General features: G+C 43.0%; 13 protein-coding genes. 4 read left to right on the forward strand and 9 right to left on the reverse strand.

Annotated features, from left to right (window positions below):
* Window positions 1–140 precede the first annotated feature (140 nt).
* Entirely contained in the window at window positions 141–1,109 is a 969-nt protein-coding gene (locus CAN34_RS08710; RefSeq protein ID WP_089555308.1) for a response regulator, read from the reverse strand.
* 72 nt (window positions 1,110–1,181) lie between these two features.
* Window positions 1,182–3,494 (reverse strand): sensor histidine kinase, encoded by a 2,313-nt coding sequence (locus tag CAN34_RS08715; RefSeq protein WP_089555309.1) that lies wholly within the window; start codon window positions 3,492–3,494, stop codon window positions 1,182–1,184.
* A 613-nt stretch (window positions 3,495–4,107) separates the two neighbouring features.
* Between CAN34_RS08715 and rapA the strand changes: the two genes are divergently transcribed.
* Together rapA and CAN34_RS08725 are read left to right on the forward strand one after the other, a co-directional pair.
* Window positions 4,108–6,996: an RNA polymerase-associated protein RapA gene (gene rapA, locus CAN34_RS08720; protein ID WP_174668356.1), complete on the forward strand. Its 2,889-nt coding sequence runs from the start codon at window positions 4,108–4,110 to the stop codon at window positions 6,994–6,996.
* 277 nt (window positions 6,997–7,273) lie between these two features.
* On the forward strand, window positions 7,274–8,176 hold the full coding sequence (locus CAN34_RS08725) for an acyl-CoA thioesterase II (RefSeq protein ID WP_089555310.1): 903 nt from the start codon (window positions 7,274–7,276) through the stop codon (window positions 8,174–8,176).
* A gap of 136 nt (window positions 8,177–8,312) precedes the next feature.
* Here CAN34_RS08725 and mutY read toward each other — a convergent pair whose 3' ends face one another.
* The 6 genes from mutY to CAN34_RS08755 form a co-directional block, all read right to left on the reverse strand.
* Window positions 8,313–9,587, reverse strand: a complete 1,275-nt coding sequence (gene mutY / locus CAN34_RS08730) for an A/G-specific adenine glycosylase (protein ID WP_089555311.1) — start codon at window positions 9,585–9,587, stop codon at window positions 8,313–8,315.
* Between the two features lie 66 nt (window positions 9,588–9,653).
* Window positions 9,654–10,586 (reverse strand): GIY-YIG nuclease family protein, encoded by a 933-nt coding sequence (locus tag CAN34_RS08735; RefSeq protein ID WP_089555312.1) that lies wholly within the window; start codon window positions 10,584–10,586, stop codon window positions 9,654–9,656.
* Between the two features lie 51 nt (window positions 10,587–10,637).
* Window positions 10,638–11,021: a hypothetical protein gene (locus CAN34_RS08740; RefSeq protein ID WP_123891914.1), complete on the reverse strand. Its 384-nt coding sequence runs from the start codon at window positions 11,019–11,021 to the stop codon at window positions 10,638–10,640.
* 83 nt (window positions 11,022–11,104) lie between these two features.
* Complete coding sequence (ylqF, locus tag CAN34_RS08745) at window positions 11,105–12,061, reverse strand: ribosome biogenesis GTPase YlqF (RefSeq protein ID WP_089555314.1); 957 nt, start codon at window positions 12,059–12,061, stop codon at window positions 11,105–11,107.
* A 138-nt stretch (window positions 12,062–12,199) separates the two neighbouring features.
* On the reverse strand, window positions 12,200–15,343 hold the full coding sequence (locus tag CAN34_RS08750) for a DUF2339 domain-containing protein (RefSeq protein ID WP_089555315.1): 3,144 nt from the start codon (window positions 15,341–15,343) through the stop codon (window positions 12,200–12,202).
* A 153-nt stretch (window positions 15,344–15,496) separates the two neighbouring features.
* Window positions 15,497–16,234: a dienelactone hydrolase family protein gene (locus CAN34_RS08755; protein WP_089555316.1), complete on the reverse strand. Its 738-nt coding sequence runs from the start codon at window positions 16,232–16,234 to the stop codon at window positions 15,497–15,499.
* A gap of 174 nt (window positions 16,235–16,408) precedes the next feature.
* Between CAN34_RS08755 and CAN34_RS08760 the strand changes: the two genes are divergently transcribed.
* Complete coding sequence (locus CAN34_RS08760; RefSeq protein ID WP_089555317.1) at window positions 16,409–17,014, forward strand: YcgN family cysteine cluster protein; 606 nt, start codon at window positions 16,409–16,411, stop codon at window positions 17,012–17,014.
* Window positions 17,015–17,117: 103 nt separating this feature from the next.
* Here CAN34_RS08760 and CAN34_RS08765 read toward each other — a convergent pair whose 3' ends face one another.
* Entirely contained in the window at window positions 17,118–18,539 is a 1,422-nt protein-coding gene (locus CAN34_RS08765) for a DUF4105 domain-containing protein (RefSeq protein ID WP_254423138.1), read from the reverse strand.
* A gap of 199 nt (window positions 18,540–18,738) precedes the next feature.
* On the opposite strand from CAN34_RS08765, the gene CAN34_RS08770 reads away from it, so the two are divergent.
* Window positions 18,739–19,638: a CBS domain-containing protein gene (locus CAN34_RS08770; protein ID WP_089555319.1), complete on the forward strand. Its 900-nt coding sequence runs from the start codon at window positions 18,739–18,741 to the stop codon at window positions 19,636–19,638.
* Window positions 19,639–19,711 lie beyond the last annotated feature (73 nt).

The following is a 19,711-nucleotide window of genomic DNA, read 5'->3' on the forward strand; positions in this document are numbered from 1 at the left end:
GCCTTTATTCAAAAAGTAGGTCAAAAAGTACAAAGCAAAAAAACCTCTACTTCAGCTTTGAAATAGAGGTTTTATTTTATTGGACAATAATCTTTTATCGCTTATAAGGTGATAAATCCAAGCGCTGTAAAGTTATGCACTTATAAAGAGAAGCGCTTACGCAATTTACCAATCAGACTACGTACGCGACTGCTTAAATCAATACGCACATCGTTTTCAGGATCGTGTTCTACTTCATAACGTTTGACCAATTCAGGACTGGCTTTGAGTTTTGCATGATGCTGAAACGCACGGTTAACACTAATCTCAAGCAGACTGGCGCGCATCGGCTTCGGTAAGCAGCGATAGACCTGACCTTTATTAATCAAATCAATGAGTAAGCCAGCATCTTGAAATTCGGTCTGTACCAAGACCACTAAATGCGGTGCATCTTGCTTTAAGGTAAAGATGATGGGCGCGATATTTTCGCCGCTGACATTAATATCGGTGATACACACACCAATATCTTCGTTCGCCAAATAATCATACGCCTCTTCTAAGCCTTTAGCATGCAGTACTTTATAGCTGTTAGAGAATTGCTTGCGTATTTGCTCAATCAGATCGTTGGTCTCATCGATCACCAATAGCGTTTGCTTATTACCTGAGCTGTCGAATTGCTCAGCGTCTTCGTCTGGATTATAAGTCAAGGCGATTTCGGTGGCGCGACCGACGACCGAGAGTAGCTCTTCAGATTTGCACGGCTTGGTCAGATAACGATAAATCTCACCGTCATTAATAGAGCCAATAATTGCATTTAGATCCGCATAACCGGTCAATAGGATGCGCATGGTAGACGGTGATACTTCTTTCACTTCGCGTAGGATATCGACACCAACACGCTCAGGCATACGCTGGTCACTGACTGCGACATGTACATGGTTGTTTTTAATATAGTCAATATACTCAGTCGGGTCAGTAGTGATAAAAACGTCATGGGTTTTACGAAACAGCAGTTTCATAGAACGTAAAATGCGTTGTTCATCGTCAATAAATGCCAGTTTTGGCTTAGCTTCAGTACTTAGCTCAGCTGTATTTATGTCATTATTGGTGTCGTTTTCTAATTCATTCATGATGATATCCTTATGATGAATAACAGTGCTATAACTTTATTTAACAATTAAAATAAGAACAGAACCTAGCGATTATGCTGCTAGGCTTTTTTCTGTTAAGTCATTATCAATCGGTAGCGTTAAGGTAAATGTGGTGCCAACGCCTTCAGTCGATATCGCTTTAATGTCACCATTATGCTGCTCCATAATCTGCTGACTGATTGCCATCCCAAGACCAGTCCCTTCGCCTGCGCCTTTGGTGGTAAAGAATGGCTCAAAGATTTGGTTAAGCACTTCGGTACTCATGCCTTTACCATTATCGCTGACATCAATATAGACATTGCTGTCATCAGCACGGGTGCGCACTTCGATTTTGCCATCCGGTTTTTCTTCCATAGCTTGCGAGGCATTGTTTAACAAATTGACCAGCACTTGGTTGATCTGCGACGGTGAGCATTTCACTTCAGGGGTTGGCGCAAAATCAGTGATAACCTGTTGATGCCTAATAGAGTTACCAGCGATTTTAAGTGAGGCTTCGATACATTCACGCACATCAATAGTTTTCACTTTTGACTCATCAAGACGGGCGAAGTTGCGTAGGTTTAATACCATCTCGGTAATTTGCTCGACCCCAAATAACGAATCTTTAATCAGCTCTTTCAGCTCAGCGGACAAATCATCTTCTTGGATTTCATCAGCAGCACGGACGATATCTGTCAATAGCTTATCAATTTTGCCATCAGCTGCCGCATTAGCCTTGATACCTTTTAAACCTTGTACCAATTCAATCAGCTCTTCGTATTGCTCAGTCAGCTGACCGATAATCTCAAGGTTATTTTGCACATAAGATAATGGCGTATTCACTTCATGAGCAACACCCGCAACCATTTGTCCTAGCGTTGCCATTTTTTCTGAACGTATTAATTGCAGCTGTGAGTTTTTCAGCTCTTTGAGCGTCTCTTGCAGCTCAGCGGTACGTTCTTCGACTTTAATCTCAAGCTGTTGGTTAATATTAGCAAGCTTACCTTCGTTAGATTGAATGCGATCTAATAGGTCATTAATAGAGCCGTTTACCAGCCCGATCTCGTTGCGACCTGTCTTAAATTTAACGGAGCTCAATTTGTTGTATTGCTTATTGTTAATGATGTTTTCTGCCAAAGAAATTTTATCAGTAGTTTCTTTCAATGGTTTAAATGCTAAGAAAGTCAGCATGAAATAAATAATACCAGCCGTGAATAATAGCGCTAAAGCAATCCAGTTAATCAAGTTTTCACTTAGATTATCGGCAATGGCGTTAATCTCATCATCAGGCTGTACGACGATGAGCTTCCAATAAGTTTCAGGAATCTCAAACACATACGCTTGACTGCCGTTATAGTAACTGTCTTTTGCCAGCTCAAAGCTTTGTAACAAGCGGCTATCCATGGCATTTTGCTTATTTTCACCGTTATTTAAATAAGCAGCGTAGTTGACCAAATAGTAACCTTTTGCCGTGCCGGTTTCAGCTTTATCGAGTGTGGTTAGTACTTGCTGTATTTGCGGCGATACACTGGAGGCGACTTGCTCGATAGTTTCTTGACGTTGGACATCTAAGAAATCAAGTACCGGTTGCCAAGCTGGATCAGAGTTAATCACTTGTTTGATATCAAGCGGCGTGCCTGTCTTTTCATCAATATAGCTTAAGCGTTCAGGGTTAGACGAGGCGATAACCTTATCACTATTATCTAGCAATAGAATATAACCAGAGCCCGAGCTTTCACTGAGCTTAACGATATTTTCTTGTAACTGGTTGAGGGTAAAGTTAACCGTACTGGCACCCCAAAACTGATTGTCACGTTCAATAGCGACACCGCAGCTCATGGCAAGCTCGCCTTTGGTTTGGCTGGCGCGAACATGGTTCCAGATACAACTGTCAGGTTTAAGCAATTTTAGAACGCTAAACCAATCTTCTTGATAATAAGGATTGGCCGGATTTGGATCGCTTAGTACCGCTTGATAGTCACCATTTTGGCGTACCATCAAAAATGGATGCGTCGCAGTATTTGCTCCAAGTGCACCGTTATCAGGCCAAATGCCGCCACTGCCTAATAAGTTATAATCGCGCTTATCAAAAGCATTGGCGGTACTGGCTTGTAAAATATTTTCTTGTAGTGGCAAGGTTTGCGCACTTTGCTGTAGCAGCAAGGCACTACGCATCACCCGATTGATATCGGCAGAGATACTATTAACCGCCGTGTTCCCGCGCTCAGCGACCAGTTTTGCTGACTCAAGGCGAATTTTTTCATAACCTTCTTTGTCAACAACATAAACAACGACCGCCAGTACGACTGCAAAAGCAATAAATAAAATAGTAGTAACTTGGGTACTAACTTGGTTGAAAAAGCCAACTTTTTTGGAGTCACTCATTATAGTGTTTGTCCTTGATAATAGGGATCACAAAGAAGACTGCCAATACGGTTTATTGGTCATAATCGCTTATGTGGTTATGCTTAATTAAAACGCTATATAAATAATTGGTCATGAACGTAAACGACAAAAAGTATTTACATAACCTAAAGTAATGATAAAAAATTAAAATCATAACTTAATGGACTACAATAAGAAAAACTATGCCTATAACCGCTGAGAAAGAATCGATAGTGGCTATCAGGGGTGTATAGGTAATAGGTGGGTAAATATCTAGGTAATTCAGATTGATCAGATAGTCTTGCAAATAGAAAGCAATGTCCTATTGCATTTGTTAACAATACAGCAACAATTTTATAATAACAATATTTTTTCTTTACTTGCGAGTCGTTATCTTATTGTTTTGTATGACCAACTTATGCTTGGCTTTGTCAGAATCTTGCATGAATCTGCTCTTGAAAAGTTAACTTAGCGCACTCATCTAGTCGCTAACGTTATATAATGGTCTGCTTTATTGACTGACCTAGCTTACTAATGTTACTGACCCAGCAAGCATGGCTCGCATCGTAAGCTACCTACTTTCTTATCATCTGAGTACAAAAGACATCGCCCTATGACTATCTCTATCGCTTCATTGCACAGCACCGAATTCGCCGTTGGTCAACGCTATTTATCTGATACGGAGTCCGAGCTGGGCTTAGGTGTGGTCATCGATGTTGACGACCGATGTGTACATATTTTATTTCCCCAAAGTGAAGAGACGCGCGTTTATGCGAAAAACTCTGCGCCGTTATCGCGTGTAGTATTTAAGGTTGGCGATAGCATCTCTGATCAGGCGGGTAAGAGCTATACGGTAAGCGCCGTCGAAGAAGTGATGGGCGTGCTCAAATACAGCGTTGATGGGCATGATAAAGCAATCATGGAAACCCGTCTTGCCGCCAATATCACCTTAGCAAAGCCACTTGAGCGTCTGCTGGCTGGTCGTATTGAACGTAGTGATTGGTACGATTTGCGTCAAGATATTTTGCGTATGCAATCGGCAATTGCTGGTCATCCATTAAAAGGTCTAATGGGCGCGCGCGTCGATATCATTGAGCATCAGCTTTATATCGCCCATGAAGTTGGCAAACGTATCGCACCACGTGTGTTGCTTGCCGACGAAGTTGGTTTGGGTAAAACTATTGAAGCGGGTTTGATTATTCATCAGCAGTTGCTGACTGGCAAAGCTGAGCGCGTGCTCATTCTCGTGCCGGACAGTCTGCAATACCAGTGGATGATCGAGCTACGTCGTCGTTTTAATCTAAACTTTGCACTATTTGATTTGGTACGTACCGCGGCGATTAAAGAACACGACCCTGAGCAAAACGTCTTTAACACTGAGCAATGTATCATCGCTGGTATGGATCTATTGCTCGACCATCCTGACTTGTATGACCAAGCGATGGACGCAGGGTTTGATTTACTGGTCGTCGATGAGGCGCATCACTTGCATTGGGATGAGACGCAAGGCGGCAATGATAAGTATGACCTCATTGCAGACTTCGCCGAAGAAACGGCAGGGGTCATGTTATTGACAGCGACGCCTGAGCAGCTTGGCGCACAAAGTCACTTTGCGCGTTTGCGTTTATTAGATCCAGCTCGCTTTGACGATTTAGATGAATTTATCGATGGACAAGAAGCCTTTGCGGAAACTGCGTCGGTCGCAAGCGTATTGATAGAAGATAAGCCATTAAGTGAAGGGCAAATCGCAGCGTTAAGTAATCTGCTTACGATTAGTATTGATGAATTAGCAACGATTAATGAAGACGAAAAACTACGCACTTATGCGCTCAATGAGCTGCTAGATCGCCATGGTACCGGGCGTATCTTATTCCGCAATACCCGTGAGAGTGTTAAAGGCTTCTACGGACGTAGTAGCCAGCCATATCCACTGCCATTACCTGAAGCATGGATCGATAGCTACCAAACTAACGGCAAATTGCGTGAGCAGCTATGGGGCGAAGAAAATCAGCCTGATGGCGGCTGGTTAGAAGATGACCCGCGTGTTCCTTGGTTAATTAATATCTTAAAGGGTGAGCTTAAGCACAAAAAAGTGCTATTGATTGCTCGTAGTGGCGCGACGGTTGAGAGTTTAGAGGCAGTATTGCGTCTACATGCTGGTATTAAGACGGCCATCTTTACCGAGCAGATGACCTTACTTGAGCGTGATCAAGCGGCGGCGTTTTTTGCGGATAGTGAAGGTGCGCAGATATTATTATGCTCTGAGATTGGTTCTGAAGGTCGCAACTTCCAGTTTGCAAGCCAGCTGATATTGTGGGACTTACCAGCTAACCCAGATACACTAGAGCAGCGTATCGGTCGTCTAGATCGTATCGGGCAAACGCAGCAAATTATGTTGCATGTACCTTATGTGCAGGGCACAGCGCAAGAGCGCCTCTATCACTGGTACAGCAGCGCGCTAAATATGTTTAATCAAATTTCACCGACGGCGCAAAGCGTGCAAGAGCAGTACATCCAAGAGCTGAAACCAATGCTTGAGGGTGCAGATACCGACGAGAATCGTACGACGCTTAAAAATGTTGTCGCAGAAGCACTACAGACGCGATTGGGACTTGAGGAACAGCTCCAAGCGGGTCGCGATCGCTTGCTAGAATACAACTCGTGCCGTCCACGTGTTGCTGGACGTATCGCTGATGCCATGCGTGACTTCGACGGTCACAATCTATTGCCGCAGTTTATTGAGCGATTTTTTGCCTCAGCCAATATCGAGCATAACATCCAACGTGATGGCTCGTGGGTGATTGCACCGATTGATAGCACTGAAATTAGTGATTACATCGACGGTCTGCCACTTGGTGATGAAGACGGCATGACATTGACTTTTGAGCGTGAGCAAGCGCTGCAGCGTGAGGATATCGAATTTATCACTCATGAGCATCCGCTAATGCGCGCGATTTATGAGCTGGCGAGTACCAGCACCTTTGGTAATACCACGGTTGCGATGCTAAAAAGCGCCGCCGTGCCACAAGGCATGGTGCTGCTAGAAGTAAACTTCCGCGTAGAAGCCATCGCACCAAAATTGCTTAATTTGCCAGCGACCTTGAGCACGCAAAATATCCGTGTCTTTATTAGTGAGCAGGGTAGTGATTTATCCGCGCGTATCAGCGCCGATATGATTATGCCGCACATTGAGCGCTTAGATAAAAACCGCGCGCGCCAAGTGATTAAAGTACGTGGCGATGTGATTGAGCAGCGTTATTATGAAGCCGAAGACATTGCCCGTCAGCAGTTAGCTGAGATTGGTGAGCAAGCAAGCGCACGCTTTAGCCAGCAGTGGTCGCGCGAGATTAAACGTCTTAAACATCTACAGACTATCAATCCTAACGTGCGTCCAGAAGAGATTGAGCGCTTAGAGCAGCTACAAGCACAAGGCGAGCAGGCGCTAGGAAGCTTATCACTCGTACCAGATTCTATTCGTGTGCTGGTGGCAGTGAAGCCATAAATGTAAGACAATAGTAAAAACGAGGTGATATAAAATATCTTGTTTTTACGCCTTTCGTTTTATAATGAGTTATTAGCAATCGTTTTATTGTCTGTTATTATTGTTAATCATACTAAGTTATTGCTCATCCTAAAATTTCTCTTGTATATTACTGCAAGTGATTTCACATTATTTTAAATTAAAACGCCATATCGGCTTAAGCCATATCATATTGATATCGTTTGGCGCTTATATCTAGATGCTTGGCGTTATTGACAAAAATAAGGAAAATACCGTCATGTCTGATTATTCGCAACTGATCGATGAGTTACTGGCCACAGTGGCGCTCATTGAAGTCAGCTCTGATGTGTTTGAAGGTAAAAGCCATGACTATGTTGGTGCCCGTATTTTCGGTGGGCAAGTGCTCGCGCAAGCGATCATGGCAGCAGCGCATACGCTTGATAAAGACAAGCCTTGTCATTCATTGCATGGGTATTTTTTACGCGGTGGTGATATCAATCAACCAGTGATTTATCAAGTGCGCCGCTTACGTGATGGTCGCAGTCTGTCTGCGCGTGAAGTGACCGCGATTCAATATAAGCAAGTACGCGGTAAGCCGCCAGTTGAGCAAGTGATATTTTCGATGATTGCGTCTTTTTCACCGATGGAAGAAGGTTTAGAGTATCAAGAAGATATGCCGGTTTATCCGCCGCCTGAAGATTTATTGGCTGAGCAGGATCTAAAAGAAGAGTATGTCGGTAAAGTTCCAGAGGCGTTAAAAGCGCGCTTTATGCGCCGCCGTCATATCGAGATCAAACCCGTTAAGCCGCGGGATCCGATTCATCCAGAACCGATGAAACCGAAGCAAGCAAACTGGCTACGCATCCGTGAATTGGGTAATCAGCCGCTCGCTATCCAGCAAGCATTATTGGCATTTTCATCTGATTTTTATCTGGTTGGTACCGGTCTGATGTCGCACGGCATCAGCTTTATGACCAGTGGTTTACAGGCTGCTAGTATCGACCATTCAATGCATTTCCATCGTCACTTTGACTTAAACGAATGGCTGCTATACGACATGTGGAGTGATACGACATCCAATGCGATGGGATTAAATCATGGTCAGTTTTGGCAAGATGGTAAGCTGGTAGCGACGGTACAACAAGAAGGCTTGATGCGTTTGCGTGTGCCGAAGTCTTAGTCTTCTATAGATTTATTATGCTTATTTAAGTAAAAGCAATAAAGTAAAAGCGACTCATAATTAATTATGAGTCGCTTTTTTTATGGTGTATGTAGTACTTTTTTAAGCATTTAGCTTAGATGAATGATGCAAATTATTACTCTAAAATTTTAACCATCGCTCTTGGCAATCCTAGCGTTGCTTGTGCATCATCAGCATTTAACCAATTGATATTAATGTCACCAGCTTGCAATGCTTCGGTTATATCGGTAGCTTGTTTAGCATTTAAAGTGACTGATTGCGGCGTCAAATACCAATGAAAATGGGTCAATGAATGTTTAATAGGTGCGTCGTCTAATAAACTTTTACTCACTGATTTTGCTATTAATTGATTTTTTGCCAACCACTCATTAATAATCTGCTCAGCAATGGTAAATTCTGCTTCGTATACTTTCTCATTGCTAGCCACTTCTAATGGCTGATTACCTGTCGCGGCGCTTAGTTTGTTATCTATATTGTTGTCAGTATTTTTAATAGTGTCTTTAATAACAGCTTTAACAGCAACTTTTCCGCTAGTCTTTTCTACAAACTCTAGTGGCAAACTCCACAACCCACCCCAAATGCCATTATCAGGGCGCTGTAGCCACAATATCTCACAATCGGTATTTTGAATTAATAGGGCATTGCTGAACTTGCTCGGTTTCGGCGGCTTTTTTGCCTTGACCGGATAGTCCGTCTCGCGCCCTTGTGCATGTGCTAAGCAATCATCTTGTAGCGGACATAATAGACAAGCGGGCTTGCTACGCGTACATAACGTTGCGCCCATATCCATCATCGCTTGCGCAAACAATCCTGATTGCTCTCTAGGCGTTAAACGCTCTGCCAACGCCCATAATTCTTTAGTCGTCGCCGACTTAGTGATATCACCATCAATTGCCGCCCAGCGTGTGAGTACACGTTTGACATTACCATCACAGATGACGCCATAACGATGCAAGCCCATCGCCATAATCGCGCCAGCGGTCGAAGGACCAACGCCAGAAATCGCTTCCCAACCTGCTAGGGTCGTTGGATATTCACCAGTCTCAGCGATAACTTCGACCAACTGTTTAGCGCCTTTATGTAAATTACGCGCGCGTGCATAATAGCCAAGCCCCGCCCAATGCTCTGCGACCGTATCCCATTCAGCAGTTGCTAAATCTTGTACTGTCGGAAACGACGCCATAAAGCGGGCAAAGTAGGGCAGCACCGTCGTTACTTGCGTTTGCTGAAGCATGACTTCTGATAGCCAAACCACATAAGGGTTTGGCGTGTCAGTTTGGTGTTGTTGCCAAGGCAAATCATGGCGACCATTAGTGGCGAACCAGTCGAGTAGGCGTGAGGCGAAGGAATTAAGGTTGGTATCTGTATGAATAAAAGTAGGGGCTGTCATAGGCAATGGGCAAGCAATTCAAAAGTATGAAGGTTATATGAGGGTTGCGTATCGGGATTAAAGGCGTTAGCGATAGATACTATCTAAAGTTTGACCTGCTTCATTTTTCCAAATTTTCCAACCATTGCTTGAAGAGCCAAGTACAAAATCAGATGCACCACTGGGTGTTTTGCACAATAAATTTTCTATTAGCTCATAGAGTTCGCTATCATATTCAATTAATTTCTTTGCTGACAACATTTCATCTCTTTTATTAATTGCCCAGCTGCTTGCTGATGCAATTGTTCTCTTATTTATTAGTGAACCTGATAACACTACAAACCCATCATCATCATAATAACCCTTAGCATAGGTACCATGAGTTTTGCAATAAAAAAGCGTGGACTCCGGTTGAGTAAGGGATATTTGAGTAGGAGTTGTCCCAATACAGATAGTATTTCTTGTATCTATAATAGGTAAGATCTCATTACTGTTAGCACTTTTGTTATTGATACTAAGTGATTCAAAAATAGGCTGCCCTAAAGTTGATAATAAAACATCGAGCGTATAAAACAGCTCTTCGCAGTCAGCTTTTAGTGGATCAGGAGTATGTGGACGATTACCAGTATTACCATTTTTTATCTTATAACGCCCAACTTTAATAGCAGTGGCAATAGCTTTATGTTCCATATATAACGCGTGCGTTTGGGTCATTGAGTTATTGGTCGAGAGCATGACAAAAGCACGCGTCCAAAAACCCTTTTCATGATGCTGGTTTAGTCGTCTTCTTAAATCACCGGTTTGCCCAATATATAGTAGCGGCTTGTCGATACCGTCTGTATCACCGACCAGAAAATATAAACCAACTTGATTGGCTTCTGGCATCGCAAAAAAGTCATCAATATGAATGCGCGGGATTTCAATCAATCTTACCGTACGAGTGGTCATCTCAGCCAAACGCAACCCGCGAGGATTACCTTTTGGCAGATAGATTTGGATGGTTTTAGCAGAGGGGATCATAGTAGCCTAGTTGATATATGGACTCTAAAAAGTATAAGTATGTTATGGTAATTAGTCTTCGTAAAGCTTCGAAATACAAGGCCTTTCGTAAAGATTAACATCAAGATCATAGTCTGGAGTGGCTTCACACCCATAAGCGATGTTGCCATTTTTATCTAACTTAATTATAGAATCACCAATAACTTTAAAATAGGACTCGTCCTCGTCTGAAGCCATTGAATCACTATACATACCTCTATAAACGGTATGGCTAAAACGCTTGCCAAACATTTCAATATCAGTAGCACCATCCTTTTGTATCTTAATTAATCCATTATTGTCATTTCCACCTGCAAAGTTAAAAATACGCTCTCCAGTAAATGGAAGGTTTGTATTTGCATAAGAAAGGCTACTAATCATAAGCAGACCAAACAATGGAACTAATTTTTTTAACATTTTAAACATCCCTATTTCTTTTAAGAATTACAAGTAAAGATCTTTAATCCTATCAATTTTACTGCCAATAATAAAAAACAACCCTACTTCCGATTCTTGCGCGTTTTCAATCGACGCAGGCGTTTCTCTTCTTCTTTAGCTATTCTTTTTTCTTCTGCTGCTAAGCGTTGCTGAGCGACGACGATTTCTTCAGCCTCAGTCATTGCGGGCGTCTCTAAAGTAATACGCCCAATCTTACCGCTACGCAGCTCATTAACCAAAATCTCAGACATCCGGTAAGTATCGACTTTATTTCCCGCACGCACACAGCCACGATTACGTCCAGCTATTTCAAAAAACTCCCAATCTGTCTTGGGCAATTCTTCAATTTTATAGCGGGCTTTTAATAGCTCAGGATAGGCTTCAAGCAAATATTCCGCGGTATAGCCTGCGACGTCAGCAAAATCAAATGCGGTATCACGAATGCCGCCTGTTGCTGCCAAGCGATAACCAGAGTTTTCGTTTTCAACCTTTGGCCACAGCATGCCAGGGGTATCATAGAGCATGATGTCATCGTCAAGCTTAATTAGCTGCTGCGACTTGGTGACGGCTGGTTCGTCACCTGTTCTAGCAACCGCACGTCCTGCTAGGGTATTAATCAAAGTCGATTTACCGACGTTTGGAATCCCCATAATCATGGCTTTGATCTGGCGACCGGTGCCGACTTTATTGGGGACAAGTTTTTTACAAAGGGCGATGATGCGCTTTACGTCATCGGCTTTATTATCGTCACAAGCAATGGCTTTGACCCCATCTTGTTGCTCAAGATAATCCATCCATGCTTGGGTCAATTCGGGATCAGCAAGATCGGCTTTGTTTAAGATTTTAATGACAGGTTTTTCGCCGCGCAATGCCGCGACCATTGGGTTTTCACTACTATAAGGGATACGCGCATCAATCACTTCGATGACCACGTCCATTTGTGGCATGTTTTCTTTGATTTCATTGCGGGCTTTGTTCATATGCCCAGGGAACCACTGAATACTTACTCTCTTATCCATTTGCTTTTATAACCTTTTATAAAAAATGCTAAAAGTAAGACAATCGTCATTTACTTTTTAATGGTGTTCAGTTTACTACAGAACCAGCGTTATCACGTTACAATTTCTTGATGTCATGAGCGGCAGTTATCACGGTCGCTATCCTTGAGGATCATCTACGACCTCATCATGAGCAGGTGGCAGGGGTGCCAAATAACCTATCACTAATATTAAGCTACCGGCACCAAGGAAAGAAATCACCCGCCAAATCGCCTCAGTTTGTGATAAATCAACCAAGACCAGTTTGAGTACCACCACGCCCAGCAATCCAATACCCATAAACCACAGCGCCCGCTGGAGGTAGCGACTGGCAATAATAGTTGCAGCCAATGCCAATAATGTCCATAAAATCGTTAATCCTGTCTGCACTTGCTCGCTATACCATGCGCCGCCAGTACTTTCGTAGAAACCAACAATCCATAGTGGTGTGTTAATAAAAGCGTGCAGCGTTCTGACTAACATACTAGAGAATATCCAAAAGCTAATCAGCGCTAAGATAATGAGTAGCGTATTATTTTTAGGAATGGCATCTAAGATGTTTTGCGATTGCTTGCCCTGTGATTGACCGAGTAAATAAACGCCCAACCCATAAAATACGATTAGCCATAAGGTCACATCATATAAATTAAACAAAGGGAAATAGGGCAGTTCCCAAATCACCCCATCATAGGAGAAGTTGGTAAAAATAACCCAACCTAATGTAATGGGCACAAAAATTTTGGCACTACCTAATAGCGCCTGTTGCCAGTCAAACCAGTACAGCGAAAGCGCTGAAGATGTGTTTTTTGCTGGCGTATGATGGGATTGAATTAAGTTATGACGGTGCGTCCACCAGAGTCCAGCCAGCATCAAGGCAATAGGTACAAGGATAGTCATCAACCCTTGTGAATCGGGCAATCTATAATGTACCAATTCTGCTAAAACTATAATTCCAGTGCCAAGCCAGCTAGCGCTATCGTAGCCTTTTAATTCTGCATTGTTATGATTGTCTTTATTGATATTAGTATTGTTATGCCATGTTTTTAACCATAACTGCCCAACCGCCAGCCAGCCGATTAATAACGTAATCAATATAGGCCAATGAAATGTCGTCCATTGATAGTCAAATTCATATCTTTGTGGCAGCTGTAATACGATCATGGCATAAAATAACAGCAGCAAACCATGGCTAAACTGTCTGATTTCACGCCACGAACGGTAATAGTTAACCACATGATAAATGATAATGCTGACCAAACTCGCCAATGCTATCAGGGTAGTCGTTGCCAATTGCCAGCTGGCAAACCATTGGTCAAAATCAATGATTAACACATATAGTAGCCAGCCCATCGCAGTGAGCGTCAACAGACGTATCAAAACTGGAGTTTGCCAAATGATTTTAAACACTATGCTTTGGCTATTGATACTGGCAAGCCATTGCTGAGCTGCCGTTTCACTGATACCTAATGCTTTGGCATATTCTGACAGCGTATGATTGGCGTTAAGCTCGTTTTCAGAATAGTGAGTAGCTTGTGCTGAGTCTTGAATGTCTGCGATAGGAGATAGGATAGGCGAATTGCTGGCACGTAGAATAAAAACGCTGGCGAGCGCACTGATGGCAGAAATCGTTAATGCCAACGTGGGATAATGCATAACAGTGATAACAAAGCTATTTAACAGCATAGCAATACTAATCAGCTGTAACGATAAACCGAATAATACTGACCATGCGCGTAATGAGCGACGGCCAAACCAGACCAATGCCAAACCTTGCACCGACCAACCAAAGGCAATCCACTCAGCGTTTAACGCCAGCGGAATCACTAAGGCTAAAAAGCCAAATCCTAATGCCAGCATGCCTTCAGTAATCAGCGCATAGCGCTGACTACGCTGAATAAAGGTCCAACCAAGCCCCAAATAAATCGCTGCTAAAATAGCGCTAGCAAAGGTTAATGCGTGATTGATATCGCTCAATAACGCTGAAAATAAGCCAAATGCCAATATCGGCACTGAAAATAGCAGCCCGATATCAATAGGAAATAAATACTGATGGTCAGTAATATTAGCGGTCTGAATGTCAGCCGCCGCCTTAATATCAGCAGTTTGATTTTTACTATTAGCATCCAACTCATGGCTATTATTATAAGCAATAATTTGCTGAGCATAGCGAATGACGACGAATAGATAGAGCAGGACATGCAGTGCTACGAGCAGGACCAATGCCCAGCGCTGATTATCAATAATTACTATTAAATTCTCAGTGAGCCCCCAATAGTATGCCAGCCCAAAGGTCACGCCCACACCCAATAAGTTAAGTACCTTCCACGGGCGATAATGGGCAATAGCAGCAATGGTCACATTTAATAATAAATAATAGCTAAATAATACCGTTAAGCTGCCGGTATCTTGACTGGTCAAAATTGGCGCAAAAAAGCCACCGGATAATGCCAATAATGCTAACGGGAAAGCGTTTTGGCGCACCGCTAAAGCAACCGTTAGCGCCGATAATATACCGAGTGCCATAAAGCTTGGTAAGGCACTAATGACGTGATACACGCTATAGGCAAAAAAGGTACTTAAATAAGCGATGGATAAACCGGCTCCTTGCAAGGTAATGCCGTAAGCAAAGCGATTTTTTACTAGATTTAATCCCAATCCTGCTAGCCCTAAGCCAATAGCACCTATGGCAATAAGTTTAACGGTAATCGGTATCTCGATATACTCGCTTAATAAGCGTAGCAATAAAACCACGCCGACCAGCAATACTAAGACTCCGACACGTACCACCAAATTACCGCCAAAGAACCAGTTTTTAATCGAGCTGATAATGGAAGTAACTATTGGCAAAGAGCGTTCGTCCGGCTCTATGTCAGTGGTTGAATTCTGTGGTTTCGACTTTAAGCGCAGGTTTTTAATAGAGTCAAAAATAGGTAAAGTAGATGACGCAGAAGTAACTTTTTCTTCTTCTGAAGATAACGATGATGAAGAAGTAAGCGTTGGTGGCCAAGGACTTAAAGCGCTATCAGGTGCTACCGCAGATTCTGATTCCGAACTACTATCTTTAATAAAGCTTATATCAGCAGAATGGGCAGGTTTTTCTGCTATCAGGTTATTTTTATGCAGCACAAACTCAGCTTGTAATTGTGCCATATCGCGGCGTAAATGCCTGAGCTGCTGATTTATCTTGGCGTATAACGCCACAACCACAATTAACAAAGCAATAAAAGCCAGCCAGCCAAGTTGGTTTATAAATAGATATAGCATCCTCGTCACTCAATCCATCTGATAATAGAGTGATAATGACGTTATTTGACGATAAGCACAAGACTGATGGTTTCACTTATAAAACAAGGGCAGCTTAAGTATTAAGCTGCCCTTGTTTTTGCTGCGCTATTTATAACAAGATTTTATAAAGCTTTATGCCAAGTTGCTTTTCATAAACTCCAGCATGTTTTCCCAGCTTTGCTTGGCAGCGGCTTCGTTATAGCCCAAATCTACGCCATTTTTGGCAGCGCGCTCATCGGCTTGTGGGTTAGTAAAACCATGCTTAGCGTTGTCATAAACATCAATAGTGTAATCGACATCAGCGGCATCTAGCTCTGATTTGAGACCTTCTATGGCCTCCATCGATACCATCGAATCATCGCGACCGTGGGCGACCAATACTTTAGCTTTGAAGTTTTTATCGGCTGGCTGCTTCGGTGAAGGGTTGCCATGGAAAGTGGCAACTGCTTTTAGCGGCATGCCTTCACGTGCCATGTCGAGGACGACTTTGCCACCGAAGCAAAAGCCAATGGCGGCTAGATTATCGCCATTAACAGCCATCTGGTCACTAAAGTCATTGAGAATTAAACGACAGCGTGCCATAAGCATGTCTTGATCGGCAAGTACTTGCTCCATCCACATATTGGCTTGAGCCGCATCAGTGGTGAGTTTCCCTTCACCATAGACGTCCATCGCGACGGCGGCGTAGCCTGCTTCTGCTAAGCGTTCAACGATTGATTTTGGATGTTCGACGACGCCCCACCATTCTGGTGCGACTAAAATGCCGGCTACTGGATTGTCATCTGAGGCGTTTTCTGGCAGTGCGACATAGCTGATTAACTGAATGCCATTTTCGGTGGTACTGATTAATTCAAAAGTCTTAATTGACATATTGTTGTCCTTTTTTTATGTTATGAATGTTAGGTCATGATTTTTGGGTTAGGAATGTGATATAGCGGTATTTTTAACTGATCATTTTCCTTACCTTTACTACCTTAACGCCCAACCCAGTCAAAAACAGCTATAATACTGTAACGCTCTTTATCAAAATGATACGGCAACTTTATGACGCTAAATTTGTTAAATAAATATGAAGCCAGCTTAAATGCAGCTACTGATGTTGATTCGAATGCTGAGGAAAAATCAGGGTCAGAGCCAGCCGTAAATCAGCTGTTTGCTGCTGTAGCAACTGAAACATTGCGCCCGCAGTTTTGGTCGCGCTTTACGCTAGCAGAATTAAATCATAGCGAGTGGGAAGCACTGTGTGATGGCTGTGGCAGTTGTTGCTTGATTAAATATATCGACGAAGACGAAGCTGGCGATGTTGATGAAGAAATGGTCGAATATACTGATGTGACCTGCCAGCTGATGGACTGTGCGACTGGTTACTGTAAGCATTACGACACGCGTCAAGAGCATGTGCCAGACTGTATTCAGCTGACTATCGATAATTTACCAAATATGATGTGGCTACCGTCGCACTGCGCTTATAAGCGTTTGTATAAAGGACAGAATTTACCAAGTTGGCATTTATTATTGACCCAAGATGCCGTAGTGACGCAGCAAAAAATGCGCGCTGCCAATGTCGGCGTGGCTGGTCGCTGTGTGACTGAAATTGGTATGGATGATGAAGAGATGGAAACGCGCGTGGTGAATTGGGTTAAGCCTTAATATTGGGTTAAGCCTTAATGGTGTTAGGCGTTAGTTGCGTTAACCTTTTCTCTTGAAAACCTCAACTCTTAAAAGCTGTGATATTAACAAGAAGCAATCGTCATCAGTATTCGTTAGAAGCCTGAGCCGCAGATTTAGCGCCTACCTTGGCATCAGTTCGCGAGTCAGCAAGCGATGGAATGAGAATACCTTGGCGAATCTGCTGAGAAAATTCGCTGCCATGAATGTCGTTGTTATTATGAAAGCCTTTGACCTTCGGATTGATATGCGTGCGCTCATACCAGGTATCCATCGACCAAGGTTGTCCTGTTTTTTCAGGATTGGTATCTAACATACCAACATCGTGTAGATAGTTTGGCAGCCAACCCGATACCCAAATTCGATAATCCCATGGCAGACGATCATCACTGACGATACGTGCCATATAAAAAATAATATTGGTACAGTTACTAATTAAGGTGTTATACCAAGTGGGTTCTTCATTTAGCTCATCGGCGGCGATTAAATAAGATTTAAATAATGCTTTGACCTCATGCTGCTGCAAATGACTGATCGGAAATAGATAAACCTGCTCACCACGCGCATTACTACGAGTATAAATAATATCGCGCTCTTCTGCGGCGACTAAGCTAAGCTCAAAACGTCTAAAAAACCCAGCGAGTGCGGAAAACGATTCACCATTTTCTTTACGAATCTCAAATGAGAAGGCAAGTGGTCGATCATCTTCAAAGCGAAAGCTCACCAACGTATGCGCAATCAGCGGTCCCATCCAGTAAGAGTTGGTCACATCGACGCCAGATAATTTCGACATATCAATCGTGCGCGTCTCCCAGCGTTCAGTGGCAGCGTCAGCATTATGCCAATCAAAGTTGCGTACATTGGTTAGGGTAATTAAATCAGGGTTGGTCGCATCACGCGTGTAAGTGACTCTTTCACTGACTTCAGGCATCCAGTCGCGTTGTTGCTTGGGTTCGATAGTCATAAACCAACCAAAGCCAATAACCCAAATAGCAGCGTACGATCCCACTAACCATCTGGTTGCTGTCTTTTTAGTTGTGGTTTTCTTATTGTTTGTTTTTTTAACGTTGGATTTTTTATTACTGATTCGTCGCTCGCTAGTGAGCCTATCCATTAATTTTTCAGCAGTTTTTGACCAAGCGTTTACACCCAGTAAAGTTGCCAGCACTCCGACAATAAGAGCTATCGTTAGCCACGTTATGACCGAGTGCCCGCCAAATTGGTACCAAATCGCCAGCAGTAACCAAACGGCGGACAATATAAGGGTGAGCGCAATTAAAAATTGTAGCAGATAATGTCGCCATTTAGACTTTGGCGGATTGCTATTCGGTGCGCTAGCCTTTATGCCATTATTTAAATTATCAGCCTCTAAGCCATGACTGTCTAAGCCGTTATCTGAGCGATGGCTATTTGAGTGAGACGAAAGCAGGCGAGAAACAAAGGCACGTAGCGACATAGGGTTGATTTTGAGGAATGAAGGCTTTGACCATAGCAAAGTTTGCAACACACTGACAATACAATTTGAGTGAATTTATCGTTGAATGTCAGTAAGCCTTGCGATAAAGTGAAACTCATTAAGCTGGTCCATTTATTTTTAATAATAAGTAGTCGGTTTTATTTATTGTTTTAATCTCCATATATCACTTTACGTATTTTTTATGTATTATTTTAATTACCATTAACTAAAGAGGTTAACTCACACCATCATGTCTGAAGATGCTCCCAGCCCGAGTAGTTGGTCGATGCGCGGCTTAAAACGCTGGCTATCGACTGCCCCCGAAACCCGTGATGAATTGATTAGTTTAGTACAACAGTCACGCCAATTCTTAGAGCCAGATACGGTGGACATGTTAGAAGGCGTGCTCGATCTGCCGGCGACACAAGTTCGTGAAATCATGACTCCACGTCCGCAAGTGATTGGCTTGCATGAAAGCACCAGTCTGGCTGAAGTGATGGATATCATTCTTGAGACGACTCATTCGCGCTATCCAGTCTTTGATAGCCAAGATGATGATGCGGTCATCGGTATCCTATTGGCAAAAGATTTGATTCCTCTTTTAGTGCACATGGTGCGGGATCAAGAAGACAAGATTGATAGTAAACGCTTAAGAGATTTGGTACGTCAGCCACTATATATCAGTGAGAGCGCACGCTCTGATACCTTGCTACGCTCGTTGCAGCGTACCCAAGTCCACATGGCAGTTGTCGTCGATGAGTTTGGCAACTTTGGCGGTGTGGTGACGATGGAAGATTTACTCGAAGAGATCGTTGGTGATATCGTCGATGAGCATGATGATTTCGATGAAGACAGTGATATTAATAATATTGTCGCCGATCCTGAAAAGCCGAATACATGGCGCATCCAAGCGTCTACGGCGATTGAAGACTGTAATGATGAGATTGGCTCTGATTTTGATGATACCGATGTCGATACCATGGGTGGTTTGGTCATGCAGGCGCTAGGCTACGTCGGGGATCTAGAAGGTGAGAGCGTCGTCATAGATGATTGGCAAATCATCATTACCGATGTTGAGGGACGTTTTATCCAAAATCTTGAGGTGACTAAAATAAACGATGAATCGCAAGTGCTAATAGGCAGTCATTAGTTTATTAGCCACCAGTTTTTCAGTCATTAATTTATCGAAAAGCTTTATCAGCCAGATTTATCATTCACATTAT

This window comes from Psychrobacter sp. DAB_AL32B (genome assembly GCF_002224105.1).
In the GTDB taxonomy this organism is placed as follows: Bacteria; Pseudomonadota; Gammaproteobacteria; order Pseudomonadales; family Moraxellaceae; genus Psychrobacter.